The sequence below is a fragment of the Actinomadura scrupuli genome, from assembly GCF_050971785.1.
In the GTDB taxonomy this organism is placed as follows: Bacteria; Actinomycetota; Actinomycetes; order Streptosporangiales; family Streptosporangiaceae; genus Actinomadura_E; species Actinomadura_E scrupuli.
Genome location: NZ_JBPCCU010000002.1, coordinates 1,321,811 through 1,343,069, shown reverse-complemented (window position 1 = coordinate 1,343,069; position 21,259 = coordinate 1,321,811). Strand labels below are relative to the sequence as shown.

The window sequence follows — 21,259 nt, the reverse complement described above, 5'->3', positions numbered from 1 at the left end:
AATCCACAGAGTTCCCGGAAAATTTCGAGAACGTGAGGTGTCCCACGAAGAACCGATACCCACTTCGCGCCACCTGGGTGGCCTGGCCCTACCTCGGGCACGGGCGGCGACACGGGGCTCCGCCGTCCCGTGTTCCACTTGCATAACGGCTGTGGTTTGACAAGATTTGTGGCGATTGAACGGACTTGGGACGGAGATCGCATGCAGGGAGCCCCGGAGCCGCACGCGCCGCTGTACGACGCGTACGCCGGCCGACTGCACGTCTACTGCTGGTCCCTGGTGGGTGACGACGCCCCGGGTGCCCTGCACGACGCGTTCGTGACGGCGGCCCGGCAGGGCACCCCGCGCGACGGCACCGGCACCCTGCTGTGGCTCTACGGCCTCGCCCGGGTCGCCTGCCTGCGGCGTGGCGCCCTGGACCAGGCGTTCACCCGGATCCGCGACAGCGACCCGCTCCGGCACGCGGCCGCCGGGCTGCGCGCCGACCACCGCGAGGTCCTCGTGCTCTCCGCGGGCGGCTGGCTGGAGATCCCCGACATCGCCCGGTTGCTCGGCGTGGCCACCGACACCGTCGCCCAGCTCATCCGGGCCGCCCGCAAGCGGCTGGAGCGCGGCGTACTCGACGTGCTGCTGCCCGGGCCGATCCGGCCGGAGCACGAGGACGTCATCGCCGCCTTCGAGAAGGGAACGCTGGACGCCCTCCTCGCCCGGCGGGCGCCGTCCTGGCCGCCGGCCGGACTGCGGGCGGACGTGCTGGCGGCGTGCGGGGCGGAGACGGCCCGCGTCCAGCACACCCGGCCGATCCCCGCCGCCCGGGACCAGGGGCCGCTGGTCGTCATCGGCCCCGGCGCCTCGGACCAACTGGCGGCGAGGCGCAGGCCGGGCCGGGCGTTCGTCGGTGCCGTCGGGCTGGCCGCCGCCGCGGCCGCCGCCGTGGGCGTCATCGCGACCCTGCCGGCCGCGGGAGGCAGCGGCGCGCCCCAGAGCAGCGGGCAGAACCTGCTGGTGCCCAGTGCGAGCGGCAGCCGGACCTCCACCGGCGGAGGCGGGTCGGTCACCACGCCGCAGCAGACCGGGGCCTCCCCCGCGACGTCCTCGTCGGCCCCCTACACGGCGCCGTCCGGCGCGGTCACGGCCACTCCGCCGGGAGTGCTCGCGGTCCCGCCCCCCGCCGGCGGCTCCACCACGACCTCCTCCACGCCCTCGGGGCATCTGTCGTCGCCGACCCTGTCGTCCCCGTCGACGCCGGCCGCCACGGCCGCTCCGTCGCAGACCCCCTCGGACCCCGCGCCGAGCACCCCTTCGGACACTCCGTCCGGTACCCCGCAGGCCAGCCCGACGCCGGTCGACTCCCCGACGCCGGAGGCCCCGCCGAGCCCGTGAACTCCCTTGCGGGACGTACTCCCGCAAGGGCTGCATGGCCTGTTCCTGGACGGGCTCGTGCGCGGGCCCGCTCGTTCGCGGGCCCGCTCGTGCGGGCCCGGGTCCTACTCGGGTACGGGCTTGTGCACCGAGGGGAAGTTGACGCCCTCCTCGAGGATGGCGAACGCCTCGTCCACGGCCGCCGAGAGCTTGGTGTAGTGCTGCGGGGAGCTCTCCCACATGTCGGCCACGGCACGGAAGCAGCAGCCCCCCATCGCGGCCACCACGTGCGGGCGCAGGTCCACGGCGGGATCGGTGCCCATGCGCTCGGCGATGATCCGGGTGAGATCGGCCTGCTTCTTCTGTGAGTGCTCCAGGCTGCGGGCCATCAGCGCCGGGCTGCTCGAAATCATCTCCTGGATGCACCGGAAACGGGAGGGGTCGAAGCCGAGCTCGCCCTCCTCGCAGGCCTCGGCGACGCCGACGATCGCCCGGCGCAGCGCCGTGACCACGGGCTCGTCGGCGGGCCTGGCGGCCAGCGCCGCCAGCACGGCCGCGAACTGCTCCTCCTGGAACGTCAGCGCGACGTCCTCCTTGGAGGCGAAGTAGCGGAAGAACGTCCGGGACGAGACGTCCACGGCGTCGGCGATCTCCTCGACCGTGGTCGCCTCGAAGCCCTTAGCCGCGAACAGCTCGAAGGCCGCCTCCGTGAGCGCCTCACGGGTCAGCTGCTTCTTACGCTCGCGCCGCCCTGCGGACGCGGGCGCCGTGTCCTCAGTCGCCATCGCACTCATGGCCGCAGTGTAGCCACCAAGTCACCGGACGACAACAGTCAGAGCGTGACTTCTGTCGTGATCTGAATCATGTCGCTTTGCGACGCTAGTCGTTTGACGACATCTGTCATTCCATGACACTTTAACTCCGAAAGCTGAAGCCGCACGTCAACCACCTGCCTGGAGGCTTTGATGTCACGTTCCTCGAACAGCGCCGTCCTGGATGCGCTTCCCGGCCGGCGTGGGCGGCCCGGGCAGAACGCCCGGGGCAAGCCTCGCGCCGGTCACGGGCATCCCTGGCTGACCCTGGTGGCGGTGGCGCTGGGCGTGATGATGGTCGGCCTCGACGCCACCGTCGTCTCGATCGCCAACCCCGCCATCGCCAAGAGCCTCAACGCCGATCTCGCGGGCCTGCAGTGGGTGACCAACGGCTACCTGCTCGCCCTCGCGGTCGCGCTCATCCCGGCGGGCAAGCTGGCCGACCGGTTCGGGCGCAAGAAGGTCTTCCTCGCCGGCGTCATCGGCTTCGCCCTGGCCTCCATCATGGTCGGCGTCTCCGGCGGCATCGGCATGGTCATCTTCTGGCGGGTCATCCAGGGCTTCGCCGGCGCGCTGCTGCAACCGGCCAGCCTGGCCATCCTGCGCAACACCTTCCCCGCCGAGAAGCTCAACACCGCCATCGGGATCTGGGGCGCCACCGTCGGCATCTCGATCGCGGGCGGCCCCATCGTCGGCGGCCTGCTGGTGGAGAACGTCAACTGGGAGTCGGTGTTCTTCCTCAACGCCCCGCTCGGCCTGATCGCGCTGGCGGTCGGCGCCTGGGTGATCCGTGAGTCCCGGGACGAGCAGGCCGGAGGCTCGTTCGACATACCCGGGGTCGCCCTGCTCAGCGGGGCACTGTTCGCCCTGGTCTGGGGCCTGATCAAGGCCGGTGCGTACGGCTTCGGCGACGCCCTGCCGCTGTGGTCCTTCGCCGCCGCCATCGTGCTGTTCGTGGCCTTCACGGTCCAGGAACTGCGCGCCGAGCACCCGCTGCTGCCGCTGGGCCTGTTCAAGTCCGTCTCGCTGTCGGCGGCCACCGCCCTGATCGTGCTCGGCTTCTTCGCGATGTTCGGCACCATCTTCTTCATCACGCTCTACCTGCAGCAGGTCCACGGCATGAGCCCCGTCGACGCCGGGGTCCGGATGCTGCCGATGACCGCCGTGTTCATCGTCGCCTCGCCCATCGCCGGTGCGCTCACCGCACGCTTCGGCCCGCGCCTGCCGCTCGTCCTCGGCATGGTGTTCACCTCGGTGGCGATGTTCGGGCTGTCGCGGATCGGCGTGGACGCCGCCTACTCCGCCATCTGGCCGTGGTTCCTGCTCGTCGGGCTGGCCTTCGGCATGATCATTGTGGCCGGTACGGAGGCCATCGTCGGCAACGCCCCGGCGCACCTGGCCGGCGTCGCGGGCGGCCTGCAGCAGACCGCCTCGCAGATCGGCGGCGTGCTCGGCACTGCGGTGCTCGGCACCATCCTGTCCACCCGGGTCGGCAACGTGCTCGTCGACCGGCTCACCGGCGCAGGCGTCCCCACCGAGGCCGCCCACCGGCTCGAGGGCGCCACCCAGTACGTCGCCCAGGGCGTCGCCCCGGTGCCCCCCGGCACCCCCGGCCCGCTGGCGCGCTCGATCACCGACGGCAGCCACCTGGCCTTCATGGACGGCTTCCAGAGCTCCATGGTGGTCGCCTCCATGGTCGCGCTGGCCGCGGTGTTCGTCGCCCTTCTCGTCCGTCGCGGCGAGTCCCCCGTAGAAGGCGGCGTCGCCGTCTGATCAACCCGGCGGTACGGGTGACCCACCACCCGTACCGCCCCGCTTCCAGAGCGAGGTGCCCCCATGGCTTCCCTTCTCACGACACCCCCGGACTCCCCCGACCTGTTCCTGCCGGAGAGCGGCTGGGACCTGCACATCGGCCGCGGATCACGCGCCGAGAGCACCGGCTGGCGGCCCGCCCTCGAGGTCCACACCGGCGACGGGCTGATCGACGTGGCCGTGGCCGGCGGCCTCGACCAGACACTGCTGCGCGGCGCCCTGCGAGGCCGCCGGCCTGGACGGCGGGGCATGGGCAGGACGGCGGGCCGCTGGGCGCTGGCCTGGGGACACCTGCCGGCCGGCCCGGACTCCGGTGCGGAGTCCGGTCGGCGGGCGGGTACGCAGGGCGACCTCCAGAGTGGTTCGCTCTCCGGTCCGCTTTCCGGTCCGCACGCTGCTCTGCGGGCCGACCTGCCGGCTGGAACCGATCTCGGTGCCGGTCCCGGTCTCGGGGCCGGTCCCGATCTCGGGGCCGGTCCCGATCTCGGAGCCGGTCCCGCGGATGTTCCGCAGCCTGGGACCGGTTCCGGGAGCATCGAGGTCATCGTCGAGTTCCGTACCCGCCGTACGACCCACCGGGTGAAGGCCACCGCGATCGCCGGGGCCTTCTGGGTGGCCGAGGCACCGGGCGGCTTCCGTTCGGTGGCGGTCAGCACCGGTCCCCGGCGGGCCGCCGCACGGCTGCGCCGCTACCGCCCCGGGCACTGACCACATCCCCTTCACCATCTGCAGCGCATCCCCTTCGCCGAGGCCCCGTCCCCGGCCACCCGTCCCCATGATCATGCGATCGCCCTGGCGATCGCATGATCGGGGGACGCCGCCGTCATCCCTGTCTCCGGTCGCCTCCGCCTCCCGCCGATGGATCTCGGACGGCGAGAGTCTGGGGGAAGAGAGGCGCCAACATTCAGGTTTCATCCAACTTCGCCTCGTAGGCTGCGTCCGTGCTCGGTGGATCCAGCGGCCTCATGCGCCGCTACCCGGTGCCGCTCGGCTATCTGGCCGGGCTTGCCGTCATGTCCACGATCTACAGCTGTGCCCTCTCACCGGCCGGGCAACGATCCCTGGTGGCCTGGGCGAGCACCAACCTGGACCGGCTGCCCGCCAATCCCGTCGGCACCCTGCTGGTCTCCGCGTTCGTCTCCGAGGACTCCGTGATCGGCTGGCTGATCGTGGGTTCGCTGGCGCTCTTCCCGCTGGCCCGCCGGTTCGGCAACCCGCGCGCCGTGCTGCTGGCCGGCGGTGCGCATGTCCTCGGCACCCTGGTCAGCCAGGGCCTGACCGCCTGGCGGGTGTCGATCGGCGCGGTGCCCCCCTCGGTACGCGGCGACGCCGACGTCGGGCCGTCCTACGTCATCGCCGCCGCGTTGATCGCGGTGATCCTGTACGGGCCGGACCGCTGGAGCAGGCTCCCGGCGCTCGCCGGATGGATCGTCCTCGTACCCACGCTGTTCGAGGGCCTGACCTCCCTCGAGGTCGCCGGGGTGGGACATCTGGTCTCCATGCTCGCCGGAGCCGTGATCGGCGGAGCCTTCGTCGCACACGAGACGTCCGGCAGGCGACGCGCCGCAAGCCCCGGCTCCGAGACCGCCGCACCACTCGCGCCTCCCGCCCCGCCCGCCGCTCCCGGGCTCGTACCAGCCCCACGGGCCCGTACCGAGCCCGCACCCGCACCCGAGGAGACTCCCGCGTCCGTCCGGCTGATGCCCCTCCCACCCAAGACCTAAGGCTCCTCGATGATCAGTGCTTTCCTGCGCAGATATCCCGTACCGGTCGCGTACCTGGCCGTGCTCGGCGCGATGTACGCGGTCGTCACCCCCCTCCTGTCCGCGTCGGACCAACGGTTCTTCCTGCGCTGGGCCAGCACCAACCTCGCAAACCTGACCAACCGCCCGGTGTCCGCGCTGGTGGTCTCCGCGTTCGTCAGCGAGGAGACGATGCTGCTGTGGATCGTGCTGACCTCGACCGGCCTGGTGCTGCTCGTACGACGCTTCGGCAACCTGCGGGCGGCGCTCCTGGTGATCATTGCTCACATCGCGGGCACGCTGGTCAGCGAGGGCATCACAGCCGTACGCGTATCGGTGGGGGCGGCGCCCCAGGCCATCCGGCACGCCATCGACGTCGGCCCGTCGTACGTCACCGTCTCCGCGCTGGTGGCCGTCGTGTGCTACGGACGCGGACTCTGGCAGCGCGCCGTGGCGCTGGGCGGCTGCCTCGTCCTGGCACCGTTCCTGTTCGAGGGGATCACGCACTTCGACATCGCCGCCGTGGGCCATGTGGTCTCGATGCTCGCCGGCGTCCTGCTCGGCGCCCTTTTCGCCCGCCACCACCCGCGTGAGCACGCGGAGGCCGGGTCCACAGCAGCGCGTTCGGTGGACGCCGGCCGCTGAGAGGCGCAGCCGAGGTAGATCCGCTGCCGCGGCACATCGGCTCCGCGCCCGGCGCACGTGATCGTGTACGTCGCCGACCTGGCGCTCGTCAGTTCGATCGGACTTTGCCTACGTATTGTCGTTGTGTGGGTACGCAGCGTAGTATTCGAGTATGAGTTCGATTGCGTTGGACCTCGCCGATGCCTCCCCCGCGGAGCTCGTGGGAGCGGTCCAGGCGATCGTCTCCGAGCTCGCCGTCCGTCCGGCACCGCAGGGTGTGGCCGCCATGCAGCTCGCCGAGTCGCTGGGCCGCTGCATCGATGTGTCGGAAGCGGCCCTCGCCCCGCTGGTCGCCCGGGTCGACGCCACCGGGGCGCACGGCGAAGGCGGCTTCAGCTCGACCGGTTCCTGGCTGCGCAACACCCTGGGCATGCGTCACGGCCGCGCGGCCGAACGCGTCACCTTGGCGAGGCAACTGCCTCGCCTGCCCCGGGTCGGGAAACTCCTGACCGGCAGCGCCCTGTCCTTCGGGTACGCCTCGGCCATCTGCCACGCGACGCCGCGTCTGGACGACGAGCAGACCGCGGCCGCCGAGGACATCCTCCTCGGCATGGTCGAGCAGGGATCTCCGGTCGCCCACGTCGCCAAGGCCGCGGACACCATCACCGACCTGATCGCCGAGCAGCAGGGCACGGACCCCGAGCCCGAGCAGTCACGGCGAGGGTTCACCCGCTCGTGGCTCGTCCGGACGAAGTCGCTGGACTCGGGCTCCTGGGTCAAGGCATGGCTCAACCCCGAGCACACCGCGATCTTCGATCAGATCGTCGGCCCGCTGGCGAAACCCAGAGCCCGGGGCGATGACCGCGACCTCGCCCAGCGCACCGCCGACGCCCTGATGTCGGTCATCTCCGAAGGCAACCGCAACGCCGGGGTCACCCTCATCATCGACCTCGCCGCCTACACCGCGGCCACCGGCGACACCGGCCCCTTCGGCCACACTCGTCGCGGTCCTGCCGGCACCGGCGCCCCTTGCTCCGCCCCCACCCGGGAGCATGCAGCAGCTCCACCCGAGACTTCGGCCCAAGCCGACACCGGAACCACAGCGCAGACCGAGCCCGCGGTGGAAACCGAGCCCACGGCAGAGACCCGGCCCCAGGCGGAGACCGGACTCCAGGCCGAGACCGGATCTGAGACAGAGACCAAGTCCGAGACGGTGACCGAGCCCAACGCAGACACCGGACCCGAGTCAGGGAACGAGCTCGAGGCGGCGACCGGACCTGAGGCCGAGACCGGTGGCCCGGTCGAGGCGGCAGCCCCTGCGGAGCCCGACGCCCCAGGCGAGGTGAGGGAACCGTTCCCCGACCTGAGGAAAGAAGCCCTTCAGGGGTTCATCGAGTCGGCGGCCTTCGGGCGAGTGCCCGCCCGGCTGCTGGACGGCACCCCGATCTCTCCTCATGACGCCCGCCGCATCGCCCTCAATGCCGGCATCAGCGGCCTGGTTCTCGGCCGCCACGGGCTACCGCTGTACCTCGGGCGGACCGTCCGCTTTGTCACCCCGGCCCAGCGCAAGCCCCTGCTCGCCCTGTACGAAACCTGCGTCGTCCATGGATGCCACATCCCCGCGCACCTGTGTGAAGTCCACCACCTCGGCGGAGGATGGAAGCTCGGCACTCCCACGGACCTGGACAAGCTCGCCCCCGCCTGCGGGTGGCACAACCGCTGGATCGAAGAGCACGGCGGCCGGATCACCGAGACCCGCGACAGCCGGGGACGGACGGTCCTGAAGATCCTCCCGCTCTGGGACACCCACCGGGACACCGGCACTGCCCACCGTTCCCTGGACGGCACCGCCGACGACTCACGGCAACCGGGCGCGCCTTGACCCGTCCGGAGTTCAAGCCGTGGTCAGAGTCAGGCCTTGGCCAGGATCAGGCCGCTCGTCGGGACGCCGGTGCCCGCGGTGACCAGGACGTTGTGCACGTCGGAGACCTGGTTGACCGAGCTGCCGCGGACCTGGCGGACGCCTTCGGCGATGCCGTTCATCCCGTGGATGTACGCCTCGCCCAGCTGACCCCCATGCGGGTTGAGCGGAAGCCGCCCATCGATCTCGATCCCTCCGTCGGCGATGAAGTCCCGTGCCTCACCGCGCCCGCAGAAGCCCAGCTCCTCCAGCTGGATCAACACAAACGGGGTGAAATGGTCATAGAGGATGGCCGTCTGCACATCCTGTGGCCCGAGGCCAGCGGAGCCCCAGAGCTGTTCACCCACCAGGCCCATGGCGGGCAGGGTGGCGATGTCTCCCTGGTAGTAGCTGAACATCATCATCTGGCCCTGGCCGGAGCCCTGGGCCGCGGCCTGGATGATGACGGGCGGCTGAGCCAGATCACGGGCGCGTTCCGGGGTGGTGACCACGATGGCGACGCCGCCGTCGGACTCCTGGCAGCAGTCGAGCAGGTGCAGCGGCTCGACGATCCACCGGGAGGCCTGGTGCTCCTCCAGCGTGATGGGCCGCTCGTAGAACCACGCTTTGGGGTTGGTGGCGGCGTGCCGGCGCATCGCGACCGCGACCCGGCCGAAGTCCTCGCTGGTGGCGCCGTACAGATGCTGATAGCGCCGCGCCTGCATGGCGACCCAGGCCGCCGGGGTGGCGAAGCCGTACGGCAGGTGCCAGGAGAACTCCAGGCCTTGCGAGGTCGGGGCGTACCCGGCCTTGTTGGCCTGGCCGAACCGGTGTCCGGAACGCTCGTTGAACGCTCGGTAGCAGACCACGACCTCGGCCTGGCCGGTCGCGACGGCCATGGCGGCGTGCGCGACCGTGCCGCAGGCGGCACCCCCGCCGTAGTCCACCCGGGAGAAGAACCGAAGTCCGGGAATGCCCAGCTCACGGGCGACGGCGATCTCGGAGTTGCTGTCCGCGGTGAACGTGACCAGCCCGTCCACGTCGGACGGGGACAGCCCGGCGTCCTTGATCGCGTCCAGGCAGGCTTCGGCCGCGAGCCGCAGCTCGGACCGCCCGGACTCCTTGGAGAACTCGGTGGCGCCGATCCCGGCGATCGCCGCCTTGCCCGACAGCGTGCTCACGCGGCTCCGCCTCTCTCATCGTGGCCGGTGGAACCGTGGCCGGTGGACTGACCGGTGGAGTGGCCGGGGGGACTGCCGACAGGGTGATCGGTGGAACGTCTGGTGGGGTCGGTGGAGTGGCCGCCGGCGAGGCGTACGGTCGCGGTCACGTGGTCGCCGAGGCTGACGGCCCCCCGTACCTCCACGGTGGCGGCCGAGGGCGGCTGCCCGTCGGCGGCCTCGATGACCCGGCCGGTGAGGGTGAGGGTGTCTCCGGCGTACGCGGGGGCACCGAGGCGCACCTTCATGCTCTCCAGGACGGCGCCGGGGATCCGCTCGGTCACGTAGCGCTGTACCAGGCCCATGGTGGTCAGGATGTTGAGGAAGATGTCCTTCGAACCCTGGGCGCGGGCCAGCTCGGTGTCGTGGTGCACCGGCGTGAAGTCACGGGTGGCCAGCGCCGTCGCGATGATGAAGGTCGGGGTCAGCGGGATTGTCAGCGCGGGCAGGCCGCCGGGCTCCGTTGCCGGCTCCCGTACGGACTCCGTTACCGGCACTCCGGCGGCCTCTCTGGTGGCCTCTCTGGCGGCCTCGACGGCGGGCACCGTAGCCGACGCCGTCTCGGCGGGTCGGACCGCGGCGGACTCCGTCTCGGCGGGCTCGGGCGCCGCCGATGCTGCCGGACGCCATTGCGGGAGGGTGACCTCGTCGTCCATCGCCTGGAAGGTGAGCTCGACCGGCATGCCGATGCGCACCTCGGACGGCGGGCAGCCGATGACGTTCCCGACGATCCGTACGCCCTCGTCGAGGTCGACCACGGCCACCACGAACGGTGGCGTACGGCCCGGCACCGGCGGATGGTGGTGCACGACGTAGCTGTAAACCTCACCCCGGCCTGCGGAGACCACATGGTCCCGCTCGGTCGCATGACAGATCGGGCACATCGGGCCGGGTGGGTGCCGCAGCGCGCCACAGCCGGCACAGCGCTGGATCCGCAGCTCGCCCTGGCGCACACCGTCCCAGAAGAACCGGGTGTCCGGCCCGACGGCGGGCGGCAGCGGATACCGGCCGCCGGTCTTCGGGGCGGTGGCGGCCGTCTTCGGGCGGGGCCGGAACTTCAGCACCCGGAAGAGCATTTCGGCGACGCGCCGGCCGTCGGAGTCGTACCAGGTCTGGTACCAGGTGACGAAGTAGCCCTCCCCCAGCCCGGTCTTCTTCGGGCCGGTGATGTCACCGAAGCGCATCGTGTAGGTGAGCGGCTCGCCGAGCCGAAGGTACCGGTCGTAGGTCTGCTCGCAGTTGGTGGCGACCACCCCGGTGAAGCCGCTCTCGTTGAGCAGCCTCAGCGGGTCGTCGGCCACCGAGTCGCCGCGCGCGGCGCCCAGCCCCAGCATCGACCAGACCTGGATCATGGCGGGCGGCGCCGTGGTCTCCCACGCCGGATCGGTGTCGCCGAGCGCCTGGGTCCAGTTGCGGATCATCGCCGCGTTGACCGGGTCCGGGCATGGCGAAGCCGGACTCTCTCCCGCGGCGGCCAGCTTCTCCGCGAGCACCGTGAGCTGCTCGTGAACCGAGGTGTCGGCGGTCATTCTTATCCCTTCTCATTGCCGGCCCGTGACGTGTCCCACGGCGTGTCCCGCATGTCATGACCTGCATGTCATGACCCGCAGGTCATGACCCGCACTGGCGTCCCGTCACGGAGTGCCCGCAGGCCGTGACCCGCGCTGCCATGGGCTCTGTCAACGCGGAGCCCGGGGCAGGCCCAGCCCGATCATCGCGATCAGCTCCCGCTGGACCTCGTTCACGCCGCCGCCGAAGGTCAGGACCATGGCTCCCTTGACGCCGTGGTCGACGCGATCGATGAACTCGGCCGTCGCCGGGTCGCCGGGGTCACCGAACCGGGCCAGCACGTCGCCGACGATCCGGCCGACCTCCTGCATCCGCTCGGAGCCGTAGACCTTGGTGGCCGAGGCGTCCGCCGCACCGAGCCAGCCAAGGTCCATGTTGGCCGCGACCTGCCAGTTGAGGAGTTCGTTGACCCGCAGGTAGCTGTAGACCTGGCCGACCGCGCGGCGTACCGCCGGCTCCTCGATCAGGGCCTTTCCGTCCCGTCCGACGGCCGTACGCGCCCAGTGCTCGAACCGGTCGTAGGTGTGCCCGATGTTGCCCGCCGGGCCGAGCGTCACCCGTTCGTGGTTGAGCTGGTTGACGATGAGGTTCCAGCCCTTGTGCTCCTCGCCGATCAGCATGTCGACGGGGACCTTGACGTCCTGGTAGTACGTCGCGTTCGTGTGGTGCCGGCCGTCCATGGTGACGATCGGCGTCCACGAGAACCCGGGGTCCTTGCAGTCCACGATGAGCATCGAGATGCCCTTGTGCTTCTTGCCGCCCGGGTCGGTGTCGGTACGGGCCGCCAGCCACACGTAGTCGGAGTAGTGCGCACCCGAGGTGAAGATCTTCTGGCCGTTGACGACGTAGTGGTCGCCATCCTTGACCGCGGTGGTCCGCAGGGAGGCCAGGTCGGTGCCCGCGCCCGGCTCGCTGTAACCGATGGCGAAGTGGCACTCGCCCTTGAGGATGCGGGGCAGGAAGAAGTCCTTCTGCGCGTCGGTCCCGTACTGCAGGATCGTGGGAGCGACGCTGTTCAGCGTGATGATGGGGTACGGCACCTCGGCGCGGGCGATCTCGTTGGCGAAGATCTGCTGCTCCAGCGGGCCGAAGCCCCGGCCGCCGTACTCCTTCGGCAAGGCGACGCCGAGCATGCCGTCGCGGCCCAGCCGCTTGCAGTGCTCGATGTACGCGGTCCCGAACGGATCATTCGCGATCTTGTCACGCTGTTCGCCGTTGAGACATGCCCGGAAGTAGTCCCGCAGCTCGGTGCGGAGCTCCTTCTGCTCGTCGGTCAGGTCGATGAACACTGCTGAAGACTCCTTCTCAGACGCTCAAGCTCAGACGCTCATGGAGACGCTGCGGGCGCCGGCCGGGAAGCCGCCGATGAAACCGCCGATCGCGTCGAGTTGTGCCTCGGCGCCACCGAGCAGATGCCCGTAGTGCTTGGCGGCCCCGAAGTAGCGGTGCAGCGGGTAGGTGACGTCCAGGCCGATGCCGCCGTGCAGGTGCTGGCAGGTGTACATCGCCTTGAGGACCGGATCACAGGCGTTGTACGCGGCGATCGCCAGCACCTCGTCGACGTCGGTCTCCTCGCCGTTCCGGGCCTGGTCCAGCCGCCACACCCCGGCCCAGACCGCGACGTCCAGGCCGCGCTTGGCGATGTAGACGTCGGCGACCTGCATGGTGACCGCCTGGAACTGCGCCAGCGCCCGGTCGAACTGCTCCCTGGTCTTGACGTACTCGGTGGTCAGTTTGAGGGCACCGTCGATGACGCCGGAGACGGTGGCGACCGCGCCCGCCACCGCGAACCGCCGCAGGGTGGCCCAGGCGGCGCCGTCCGCGGTCCCGCCGAGCAGCGCGCCGGAACCCACCCGTACGCCGTCGAGCGCGATCCGGGACATGGGCTCGCCGGTGGACGCCGGGTGCGGGGTGAGCGTGACCGCCGACGGCTCGACCAGGAAGACGCCCACGCCCTGGCCCTCGACGTGCGCGGGGATGAGGATGCGCGACGCCTCGGTCGCGTACGGCACGAAGGTCTTCACGCCCGTCAGCAGGTAGCCGTCGCCGTCAGGCCGGGCCGTGGTGGCGAGTCCGTCGCCCTGCTCGCGGTAGGCACCGGTCAGCACCGTCTCGCCCTCGGCGAGCGGGGCCAGCAGCCGCCGCTGCTCCGGTGTGCCGTGCTCGGCGATCGGCAGCGCGGCCAGCGCGAGCGAGGCGTAGGCGGGGACCGGAGCGGCGTGCGCGCCGACGGCACGCAGCACCACGGCGAGCTCCACGGCACCGAGCCCGGCACCGCCGGACTCCTCCGGGAGCGCGATGCCGAGCAGTCCCGCCTGGGCCAGCGCCTTCCACAGCGCCCGGTCATAGGGAGCGCCGCTCTTCTCGTGGGTCTCCAGCCTCCCGGCCGTCGCCTCTCGCGCGAGCAGATCTGTGGCGAGTCCGTCCAGTTCCTTCTGGTCGTCGGTGAGGTTGAAGTCCACTTATCGGTTCCTTTCCAGGTTTTCGGCGGACGCGTGTTGCCCGGACGCGTGTTCCACGGACGCGTGTTCGGCGGACGCGTGTTCGGCGGACGCGCCTCCGGCGGAGAACGGGCCGGGCAGCAGGTGCAGGCGGCCCCGGGTCTCGAACTCGCCGCGCAACCACGTCACGTCGCCGGGGGTCATCAGCCGGTACGTCAGGTCCTTGCCGGGCCGCCACCACACCGGATCGGTGGTGTGCCAGCCCTCCGACGCGAGCCTGCGTTTGAGGATCTTGTTGGAGGCGGTGGCCGGGAGCTCACGGGTCACCCGGACGTAACGCGGCGCCCACTTGGAGCCCAGGTCCCGGCGCCGCTCCAGGTAGCCGGTGAACGCCTCGGGATCGAAGCCGCCGGTGCCCTCGAAGCCCGTGCCCTCGGTGCCGGTGGCTTCGCTGCCGGTGGCTTCGCTGCCGGTGCCCTCGGACAGGACGACCGCGAGCATCACCTGATCGCCGGCGGCCACGTCCGGTACCCCGTACACCGCCAGCCGGGCGATCCCGGGCAGTTCGGCCAGCACCCGCTCGACCTGGGCGGCGCCGAAGTTCTCACCGTCGACGCGCAGCCGGTCCAGGGACCTGCCGGTGAAGAACACGTAGCCGTTCTCGTCCGCGTAGCCGAAGTCGCCGCTCCAGAACATGCCGCCGCGCAGCCGTTCCGCGTCCGCCTCCGAGTCGTTGTAGTAGCCCTCGAAGAGCCCGAGGCCCTGGGTGCCGACCAGCTCGCCGATCGCCTCCTCGCCGTTGGTGAGCCGGCCGTCACCGTCGAGGACGCCGGCCGGGCATTCGGCTCCGGTCTCCGGATTGAGGATCTTGATGCCGTCGGCCAGCCGGCCGAGCGAGCCCGGCGGCCCCAGCGGGTCGGGTGACAGCGAGATGGCGGTCTCGGTGGAGCCGTACGCGTCGATGACCAGGCAGCCGAAGCGGTCGGCGAATGCCTTCTGCTCGCGCGGCGCGGCCTCGTTGCCGAAGGCGATCTTGAGGGGGTTGTCGCGGTCGTCCGGCCGCCCGGGCGTGGCCAGCGCGTAGGACAGGGCCTTGCCGACGTACTGCAGGTACGTGCAGCCGTGGCGGCGGACGTCCGGCAGCAGCCCGGAGGCGGAGAACCTGCGGCGCAGTACGAGCGTCGCGCCGGCGACAAGGGCGGGCGCGTACGCCGCCATGATCGCCCCGGAGTGGAAGAGCGGCATCGGGCAGTAGACGACGTCGTCGGCGGTGAGCAGCCTGCCGGCGAGCGACAGTCCGGGAATCACGATCTTGCGATGGGTGACCCGGACCGCGCGCGGATTCCCGGACGTCCCCGAAGTGAAGATCAGCATCAGCAGGTCCCCGGGGCCGAGGCCCCGCTGGACGACCGGCTCCGCGCCACGATGACGCGCCAGCAGGGCCGGCAGGGCGTCCGCCGGAAGCCGTTCTCCCGGCGTCGCCAGCTCTCCCGCGACCCCGGCGTGGACTGGATCGAAGACGATCAGGTCGCAGTCGGCCCGGGCGGCGTCGGCGGTCAGTTCCGCCGCGCCGCGCGTGGTGTTGAGCGCGACGATGACGGACCCGGACAGGGCCGCGCCGCCCAGCAGGAACAGCAGTTCCGGCACGTTGTCGAACAGCACTCCCAGATGGAGCGGCCGGGACGCCCCGGCCGCACCGCGCAACCGTGCGCGGGTCTCCCGCATCCAGGAGGCCCGTACGGCGCATTCCTGGACGAACTCGCGCCACGTCCAGGACCGGTCGTCATCTACGCAGCGCAATCCCGGACGGTCGTCGGTGGAACGCGCCAGCAGCACGTCCGCCACGGTCGTCGCGTCGTCCACCGTGCTCCACTCCCTCGGCCGCGCTCCGCCACCCCCGGGCGGGAGTACCCTCAGGCGGAAAACTAGAACAGATTCTAGTCTGTGTCCAGAGGGGCGATCATGACCCGGCCAAGGGGGATTGGCCACGCATGTCACGGTTTACTGACGGAGACAGGCTCAGCAAGATCACGTAACGCGGAAGAAATGAGATAACGCGTTCTTGCCAGGGCGGTACGCTATGCGTCGAGAGACAGTCGCGAGACGTCGAGAGACAACGTCGAGACGGTCGAGAGACAGCGGAGGGTGGCGCGGGACGCCACCCGGCATCGAGGGGTACTCCACCGTGAGCGCAGAGCAGGCGACCGGAGTGCGATCCCGCAGCCAGGTTCTGCGCCGCAAGCGCATCGTCCAGGCCGCGGCCGCACTGGCCTCCCGCGGCGGCGTCGAGGCGATGCAGATGCGCACCGTGGCCGAACGCGCCGGAGTCGCCCTCGGCACGCTCTACCGTTACTTCCCCTCCAAGATGGACCTGGTCGTCGCGGTGGTCAGCGAGGAGCTCGACCTGCTGGAGATCAGCATCGAGAAACGCCCGCCGCGGGCGACCTCCGCTCCCGGCCGCGCGGTGGAGGTGCTGATGCGCGCCACCCGCGGCCTGATGCGGGAGCCCGAGCTCGCGGAGGCACTGATCCGCTCGCTGCTGCTGTCGGACGTGAAGACCGACTTCGGGGACCGCATGTCCGGCCTGATGTTGCGCGCCGCCGTCACGCCCGGCGAGGAGATACCCGCCGGGGACCAGCGGCACGTCCTGGTGCGGGCCCTCGCCAGCGTCTGGACCATGGAGATGATCGAGATGCTCCGGGGGCACGCGACCGCCGAGGAGATCCAGGTCCGGCTCGAGACGGCCGCCACCCCGCTGCTCGCCGGCTTCTGACGCAGGACGTCCAGGCGACCGGCACCCGCCCGGGGACACAGCGCCGCCCGGGACACAGCGCCGCCCGGGACACAGCGCCGCCCGGGGACACAGCACCGCCCTGGGGCACACCACCGCCCGGGGACAGCGCCGCCTCGGGACACAGCGCCGCCCGGGGGCACAGCGCCGCCCTGGGACAGCCCGGGCGTGCCACCACGGCCCGTGGAAGACACCCCTGGGCGGGTGGCCGGACAGGACCGCCGGACAGTTGCTCCGGCGGCCCTGTGCCGTGCTCCGGTCAGAGGCGCTGACCGGCCTTGTCGACGATGCCGGCCTTGATCCTGGCGGCGAAGAGCTGGACCGTGCCCTTTTTCACGGTCCAGCTCCCGTCCAGGCCCTTCGAGGTGTGCTGCTTGATCGCGATCGAGCGCTCACCCAGGTAGGTGTAGGTGGTGCGGTCGAGGAGCACCTCCTCGCTCAGCCAGCCCTCCTGCACGCGGCCGAGCGCGAGCGCCGGACGGCCGGCGACGTCCACGGCCCGCGGGACGAGGGTCACACCGGGGATCTGCTTCATCGCCCGGTAGATGGCGGCCTCCACGGCGGGCGGCAGCACACTGTTGCGCAGCACGGTCGTGAGGAGGGTGTACGCCATGGCGTGGTGGCCCTCGGGGGCGTCCCCGCCGAGGCCGCCCATCTCCTTGTCGACCCACTTCAGCAGTGCGGCCGGGTCGGTGGGCAGCGCGGCCAGCGTCGGGTAGTCGGCGGGCGGGGTCAGCCGGCCCGGCTCGTCCTGGATCTGGAGTCGCCCCTTCTCGATCCAGGCCGACCGCTTGCCGTCCGCCCGTCGCCACTGCCGGCTGACGCGCGTCTTCAGCGGGCCTCCCGTGGCCACGCCGCCCGGGCCGCCCGAGGGCGAGGTCTCGCGGTTCTCGAGGTAGGTCCACTGGTCGGGACGGGGCGGTGTGAACGTCCGCGCCTCGGCCGCCGTCGCGGCCCGGTCGAGGGCCTGGGCGGCGTTGGCGACCGGACCCGCCGGCAGGACCGGCACGATCGGCTTCGGCCGGCCGCGCTCGTCGACGCCGCCGAGGTTCTGCGCGACCGTCACCCCCGCGGTGATGGTCACGGCCAGCGCGCCGACCGCCACCAGCCGGACCCCCATCCGCGGCAGCCGGAGCCGCCGCCGGACCCGCCGGGACCGCGAGGCCGCCGCGGCAGGTTCGAGCCCCGTACCTTCCAGAACCGCACGCTCCAGAACCGCACGCTCCAGAACCGCACCGTCCAGCCCCGTACCGTCCAGGCCCGCGCGCTGAAGGCCCGCGCGTTCCAGGCCCGCGCGTTCGAGCACCGCCGCCCGTGCCTGGGCGTACGCGGTGCCGGACGGCGGGGCGGGGGTCCGCCATGCCTCGGTCAGGATCCTCAGGTCGTCCATCGGTCGTCCTCTCCTTGCTGAGTGGGGTCGGCGCCGCCGAGGACGGAGCGCAGCCTGGTACGGGCCCGGTGCAGGCGGGACCGGGCGGTGCCCGCCGGAATGCCGAGGGACTGGGCGGCCTCCTCGCCGTTGAGCCCGGCCCACGCGACGAGCAGCAGCACGTCCCGGTCGGCAGGGGCGATCTCGGCGAGCGCGGCGGCGAGGCGGCCCCGGGTGGACTCGGCGTCGATCCGGACGACCGCGCGGTCCGCCGGCCCGTCCACCGGCCGCTCCGGCCCGACCCGGGCCAGTGCGCGGTACTGGCGCACCTCGGCGCGGTGGTGCCGGGAGATCAGGTTGGAGGCGATCCCGTACAGCCACGGCCGGGCCAGCGGGCGCGACTGGTCGTACCGGGAGCGCCGGTCGAAGGCGATGAGGAACGTCTCCGCGGCCACGTCGTCGGCCAGGCTCGGCCCGAGCCTCCGCGCGGCGTAGCCATGGATCTCCGGGTAGTAACGGTCGAAGATCTCCGCGAAGCGTTCCGGCTCGCGCAGCGACGACCGGATGGTCTCGGCGTCGCTTCCGCCTGCCGGGCCGGCGGCGGGGTTTCCCGGCCTCATCACGGCCGCCATGTGCGGCTCCGTCGGGTCATGTTCCGCCTCTCTCGGGTGGGGGTTCTCCCCTCCTTCGCCGGCGGAAGGTGAAGTGTTCGCGAGCGAGTTCGGGGCGAGGCCCGGGACGCGGGGATAACCTGCTCGCGTGACCGAATCCCACAACGACGACGGTGTCATCATCGAGTTCATCGACGCGGCGGACGTCCCCGATGAGCACCGCAAGGACAACAAGGTGTTCGCCCCCGGCGAGCAGGCGATCCTGATGAAGGACGCCAAGCATCCCGAGGGCCCGGTGCTGTACTTCACCGAGGCCGAGTGGGACGCCTTCATCGGCGGAGTCAAGGACGGCGAGTTCGACGACCTCCTCGACGAGGAGCCCCCGGAGGCCTAGACGGGATGCCGCGCACCTCTCCGGAGGTGCGCGGCCTGACTCGACCCGCCGCGTCCCGGACCGCCCGCGTCCCGGCCTGCCCGTCTACAGCCCGCCCGTCTCAGCCCACCTGCCTACAGCCCACCTGCCTACAGCCCACCTGCCTGCAGCCTGCCCGTCTCAGCCGGACGGCGACGCCGTCTTGGAGTCGCCGATCAGCGAGATCACTCCGCTCTTCACCTCGTAGGCGTAGGTCGTGCCCGCGGCGTTGTCTCCGCTGGCGGCGAACCGCAGCCGCTGGGCCAGCCCGGGAACGTCGAGCGTGGCGAGGCAGGCGTTGATCTCCTCGGCCGTGGACTTGCCGGCCTTGAGAGCGGCGAGTACGGCGCTCGCGGCGTCGTAGCCCTCGGCCGAGTAGTAGGGCGGCGCCTCCCCGTAGACCGACCGGTACCTGCCCGCGAAGTCCCGCACCCGCGACTCCTTCGAGGCCGCCGGGTTCAGGCAGCCGCAGGTCAGGATCGCGCCCTCGGCGTCGCCGCTTCCGGCGGTCTTCACGAAGTCGGCCGCCAGCGAGTAGTCGGTGAGGAAGAAGCGGGCCGTCACACCGGCCGCGCGGGTCTGCTTGATGAGGGTGCCCGCCGGGGTGTAGAAGCCGCCATAGAAGATCGCGTCGGCCCCGCTCTTCTTGAGGGTGGCGACCGCCGCCGAGTGGTCGGAGTCCCTCGAGGAGATCCGTAGCTTGGTGATCGCGATCCCCTTCGCGGTCAGCACGTCACTGACCTGGTTGGCGGTGTCCTGGGTGAAGGTCTCCTCGTCGTCGATCACCAGCACCCGTTCGGGGCCGGTGCGGGCCAGCAGTTCGCCCGTCGCCCGCGCGGTCGCGGTGATGCTCGGCACGATTCGGTGCCAGTACCGCCATCCGTTGGTGGACAGACCCGAGCCGGAGGCCGCCGGCGAGACGCTGGGGACCTTGGCCTGTTCCAGGATCGGGCCCGCCGACTGGCTCTCCCCGCTGAAGCCGGGGCCGACCACGGCGGCGATCCCGTCGGCCACCATCTTGTGCGCGGTCGTCGCGGCGATGGCCGACTCTCCCTGGGTGTCGTACTGCGCGAACTCCGCCGAGATGCGCGGCCGGGTGGCGTTGTACTCGTTGACCGCGAGCTTCGCGCCGCGCTGCAGCGCGAGCCCGATGCTCGCGCTCGGCCCGGTCAGCTGGCCGGCAAAGGCGATCTTCACGGTCTTCACCGGTCCCGGTGCAGCGCTCTCCGCGCTCGTCCCTCTCGTCCCGTCGCCCCCGGCCAGTTGCACGGCCGCCACCGGTACGCCCACGGCCAGCACCACCAGGGCGGCGGCCCCGGCGGCGATCCACGGCCAGATCCGGCGTTTGCCGGGTCCCGGGTGCGGTGCCCCGCCGTGCACCGGCACGGTGCCGTACGAGCCCGGGCCGTAGGGCGTGGTGCCGGGCGGCGGGGCATGCGGTGGGGCGTGCGGTGGCGGCGGCACGGCCGGCGGGGTCCACATCGGGGCCGCCGGGGGCCGGTCCGGACCGGGTCCGCCCGGCCGTGCCCAGCCGGTGGCGGAGAACTGCCCGGTGGCGTAGCCGGCTCCCTGGACGAGCGCAGGTTCGATGCCGGTGTCGGCGGGCGCCGGCGGTGCCACGACGCCCACCTGGCCCAGCAGCCCGAAGAGCAGGTCGGCGGCGGCCGGCCGCTGCTCCGGGTTCTTGGCCAGGCACGCCGCGACCAGTTCGGCCAGTCCGCCGGGCAGGACGCTCACGTCCGCCTCGGAGTACAGCACCCGGTGCATGACCGCCGGGATCGTGTCGGCCCCGAACGGAGCCCGTCCGGTGGCCGCGTACAGGATGGTGGCACCCCAGGCGAAGACGTCCGTCTTCGGGCTGATCATCCCGCCGGCGACCTGCTCGGGCGCCATGTACGCCGGGGTACCGACCACCTGGCTCGACATCGTGGCGCCCGCGTCCAGTGCCCGGGCGATCCCGAAGTCGATGACGCGGGGACCCTCTCGGCTCATCAGGACGTTGGGCGGCTTGAAGTCGCGGTGCACGATCCCGGCCTGGTGGATGGCGGCGAGCGCCGTGGCCGTCCCGATCGCCAGGCGGTGCAGGTCGCTGCCGGACCGCGGGCCCTCCTGCTGCACCTGCGCCAGCAACGACGGGCCGGGGACGTACTCGCTCACGATGTAGGGCCGGTCGCCCGCCACATCGGTGTCGAGGACCTGGGCGGTGCAGAACCCGGCGACCCGTTCGGCGACGCTCGCCTCCCGCACGAACCGGGCCCGGGCCCCCTCGTCCCTGCTCAGCTGGGCGTGCAGGAGCTTCACCGCGACCTGCTCGCCGTCCGGACCGCGGCCGAGGAACACCACGCCCTGGCCGCCCGCGCCCAGCCGCTCGATCAGCTCGTAGTCGCCCAGCCGCTCCGGATCGCCCGGCAGCAGAGGGTCAGCCATGGGTGCTCCATCTCGTGCTCAGCCCGCCCCGACACACTGATCCTCGAACATCGGCACTCGCGACGCCAGGCGAATCCCCCTTTTCCTGCCCTTGCCACCAGATCGGCAGCCCCCGGTCGGCAAGCCCCCTGTTGGCAGACCCTCGATCGGCAGACCCCCGGTCGGCC

The 21,259-nt window shown here is 71.7% G+C and carries 17 protein-coding genes; 8 read left to right on the top strand and 9 right to left on the bottom strand.

What is annotated here, in order from left to right; all coding sequences use genetic code 11:
• The first annotated feature begins 201 nt into the window (after positions 1 to 201).
• The gene (locus ACRYCC_RS13905) at positions 202 to 1,383 is read left to right on the top strand and encodes a sigma factor-like helix-turn-helix DNA-binding protein (RefSeq protein ID WP_433811953.1); all 1,182 of its coding nucleotides are present in this window, start codon (positions 202 to 204) and stop codon (positions 1,381 to 1,383) included.
• 104 nt (positions 1,384 to 1,487) lie between these two features.
• Here ACRYCC_RS13905 and ACRYCC_RS13900 read toward each other — a convergent pair whose 3' ends face one another.
• The gene (locus ACRYCC_RS13900; protein ID WP_433811951.1) at positions 1,488 to 2,156 is read right to left on the bottom strand and encodes a TetR family transcriptional regulator; all 669 of its coding nucleotides are present in this window, start codon (positions 2,154 to 2,156) and stop codon (positions 1,488 to 1,490) included.
• 171 nt (positions 2,157 to 2,327) lie between these two features.
• On the opposite strand from ACRYCC_RS13900, the gene ACRYCC_RS13895 reads away from it, so the two are divergent.
• The 5 genes from ACRYCC_RS13895 (at position 2,328) to ACRYCC_RS13875 (ending at position 8,234) form a co-directional block, all read left to right on the top strand.
• Positions 2,328 to 3,947 (top strand): DHA2 family efflux MFS transporter permease subunit, encoded by a 1,620-nt coding sequence (locus ACRYCC_RS13895; RefSeq protein WP_433811949.1) that lies wholly within the window; start codon positions 2,328 to 2,330, stop codon positions 3,945 to 3,947.
• Positions 3,948 to 4,010: 63 nt separating this feature from the next.
• Positions 4,011 to 4,694 (top strand): hypothetical protein, encoded by a 684-nt coding sequence (locus ACRYCC_RS13890; protein ID WP_433811947.1) that lies wholly within the window; start codon positions 4,011 to 4,013, stop codon positions 4,692 to 4,694.
• Positions 4,695 to 4,927: 233 nt separating this feature from the next.
• Positions 4,928 to 5,710: a rhomboid-like protein gene (locus ACRYCC_RS13885; protein ID WP_433811945.1), complete on the top strand. Its 783-nt coding sequence runs from the start codon at positions 4,928 to 4,930 to the stop codon at positions 5,708 to 5,710.
• A gap of 9 nt (positions 5,711 to 5,719) precedes the next feature.
• Positions 5,720 to 6,373, top strand: a complete 654-nt coding sequence (locus ACRYCC_RS13880) for a rhomboid-like protein (RefSeq protein ID WP_433811943.1) — start codon at positions 5,720 to 5,722, stop codon at positions 6,371 to 6,373.
• Positions 6,374 to 6,524: 151 nt separating this feature from the next.
• Positions 6,525 to 8,234: a DUF222 domain-containing protein gene (locus ACRYCC_RS13875; RefSeq protein WP_433811941.1), complete on the top strand. Its 1,710-nt coding sequence runs from the start codon at positions 6,525 to 6,527 to the stop codon at positions 8,232 to 8,234.
• Positions 8,235 to 8,263: 29 nt separating this feature from the next.
• Here the strand turns inward: ACRYCC_RS13875 and ACRYCC_RS13870 are convergent, their stop codons facing one another.
• From ACRYCC_RS13870 to ACRYCC_RS13850, 5 genes are all read right to left on the bottom strand, one after another.
• On the bottom strand, positions 8,264 to 9,433 hold the full coding sequence (locus tag ACRYCC_RS13870; RefSeq protein WP_433811939.1) for a lipid-transfer protein: 1,170 nt from the start codon (positions 9,431 to 9,433) through the stop codon (positions 8,264 to 8,266).
• Entirely contained in the window at positions 9,430 to 11,001 is a 1,572-nt protein-coding gene (locus ACRYCC_RS13865; RefSeq protein ID WP_433811937.1) for an OB-fold domain-containing protein, read from the bottom strand. The genes ACRYCC_RS13870 and ACRYCC_RS13865 overlap by 4 nt, the downstream gene beginning before the upstream one ends.
• Positions 11,002 to 11,151: 150 nt before the next feature.
• The gene (locus ACRYCC_RS13860; protein ID WP_433811935.1) at positions 11,152 to 12,330 is read right to left on the bottom strand and encodes an acyl-CoA dehydrogenase family protein; all 1,179 of its coding nucleotides are present in this window, start codon (positions 12,328 to 12,330) and stop codon (positions 11,152 to 11,154) included.
• A 30-nt stretch (positions 12,331 to 12,360) separates the two neighbouring features.
• On the bottom strand, positions 12,361 to 13,503 hold the full coding sequence (locus ACRYCC_RS13855; protein ID WP_433811933.1) for an acyl-CoA dehydrogenase family protein: 1,143 nt from the start codon (positions 13,501 to 13,503) through the stop codon (positions 12,361 to 12,363).
• Positions 13,504 to 15,345 carry an AMP-binding protein gene (locus ACRYCC_RS13850; RefSeq protein ID WP_433811931.1) on the bottom strand — a complete coding sequence of 614 codons (1,842 nt, stop codon included), beginning with the start codon at positions 15,343 to 15,345 and terminating at the stop codon, positions 13,504 to 13,506. It lies immediately after the preceding gene.
• A 322-nt stretch (positions 15,346 to 15,667) separates the two neighbouring features.
• Here ACRYCC_RS13850 and ACRYCC_RS13845 point away from each other — a divergent pair, with 322 nt between their 5' ends.
• Complete coding sequence (locus ACRYCC_RS13845; RefSeq protein WP_433811929.1) at positions 15,668 to 16,255, top strand: TetR family transcriptional regulator; 588 nt, start codon at positions 15,668 to 15,670, stop codon at positions 16,253 to 16,255.
• Between the two features lie 277 nt (positions 16,256 to 16,532).
• Here ACRYCC_RS13845 and ACRYCC_RS13840 read toward each other — a convergent pair whose 3' ends face one another.
• Together ACRYCC_RS13840 and ACRYCC_RS13835 are read right to left on the bottom strand one after the other, a co-directional pair.
• Positions 16,533 to 17,663 (bottom strand): CU044_5270 family protein, encoded by a 1,131-nt coding sequence (locus ACRYCC_RS13840; RefSeq protein WP_433811928.1) that lies wholly within the window; start codon positions 17,661 to 17,663, stop codon positions 16,533 to 16,535.
• On the bottom strand, positions 17,651 to 18,274 hold the full coding sequence (locus tag ACRYCC_RS13835; RefSeq protein ID WP_433811926.1) for an RNA polymerase sigma factor: 624 nt from the start codon (positions 18,272 to 18,274) through the stop codon (positions 17,651 to 17,653). The genes ACRYCC_RS13840 and ACRYCC_RS13835 overlap by 13 nt, the downstream gene beginning before the upstream one ends.
• A 127-nt stretch (positions 18,275 to 18,401) precedes the next feature.
• On the opposite strand from ACRYCC_RS13835, the gene ACRYCC_RS13830 reads away from it, so the two are divergent.
• The gene (locus ACRYCC_RS13830; protein ID WP_433811924.1) at positions 18,402 to 18,647 is read left to right on the top strand and encodes a DUF397 domain-containing protein; all 246 of its coding nucleotides are present in this window, start codon (positions 18,402 to 18,404) and stop codon (positions 18,645 to 18,647) included.
• A gap of 159 nt (positions 18,648 to 18,806) precedes the next feature.
• Here the strand turns inward: ACRYCC_RS13830 and ACRYCC_RS13825 are convergent, their stop codons facing one another.
• A complete protein-coding gene (locus tag ACRYCC_RS13825) occupies positions 18,807 to 21,092 on the bottom strand; it encodes a bifunctional serine/threonine-protein kinase/ABC transporter substrate-binding protein (protein ID WP_433811923.1) in 2,286 nt (761 codons plus the stop codon).
• Between the last annotated feature and the right edge of the window lie 167 nt (positions 21,093 to 21,259).

What these genes read in the sequence shown, in the direction of transcription:
- ACRYCC_RS13905 (WP_433811953.1), top strand. Translation starts at nt 202, where the DNA reads ATGCAGGGAGCCCCGGAGCCGCACGCGCCGCTGTACGACGCGTACGCC.
- ACRYCC_RS13900 (WP_433811951.1), bottom strand. Translation starts at nt 2,156, where the DNA reads ATGAGTGCGATGGCGACTGAGGACACGGCGCCCGCGTCCGCAGGGCGG.
- ACRYCC_RS13895 (WP_433811949.1), top strand. Translation starts at nt 2,328, where the DNA reads ATGTCACGTTCCTCGAACAGCGCCGTCCTGGATGCGCTTCCCGGCCGG.
- ACRYCC_RS13890 (WP_433811947.1), top strand. Translation starts at nt 4,011, where the DNA reads ATGGCTTCCCTTCTCACGACACCCCCGGACTCCCCCGACCTGTTCCTG.
- ACRYCC_RS13880 (WP_433811943.1), top strand. Translation starts at nt 5,720, where the DNA reads ATGATCAGTGCTTTCCTGCGCAGATATCCCGTACCGGTCGCGTACCTG.
- ACRYCC_RS13875 (WP_433811941.1), top strand. Translation starts at nt 6,525, where the DNA reads ATGAGTTCGATTGCGTTGGACCTCGCCGATGCCTCCCCCGCGGAGCTC.
- ACRYCC_RS13865 (WP_433811937.1), bottom strand. Translation starts at nt 11,001, where the DNA reads ATGACCGCCGACACCTCGGTTCACGAGCAGCTCACGGTGCTCGCGGAG.
- ACRYCC_RS13840 (WP_433811928.1), bottom strand. Translation starts at nt 17,663, where the DNA reads ATGGACGACCTGAGGATCCTGACCGAGGCATGGCGGACCCCCGCCCCG.
- ACRYCC_RS13835 (WP_433811926.1), bottom strand. Translation starts at nt 18,274, where the DNA reads ATGGCGGCCGTGATGAGGCCGGGAAACCCCGCCGCCGGCCCGGCAGGC.
- ACRYCC_RS13825 (WP_433811923.1), bottom strand. Translation starts at nt 21,092, where the DNA reads ATGGCTGACCCTCTGCTGCCGGGCGATCCGGAGCGGCTGGGCGACTAC.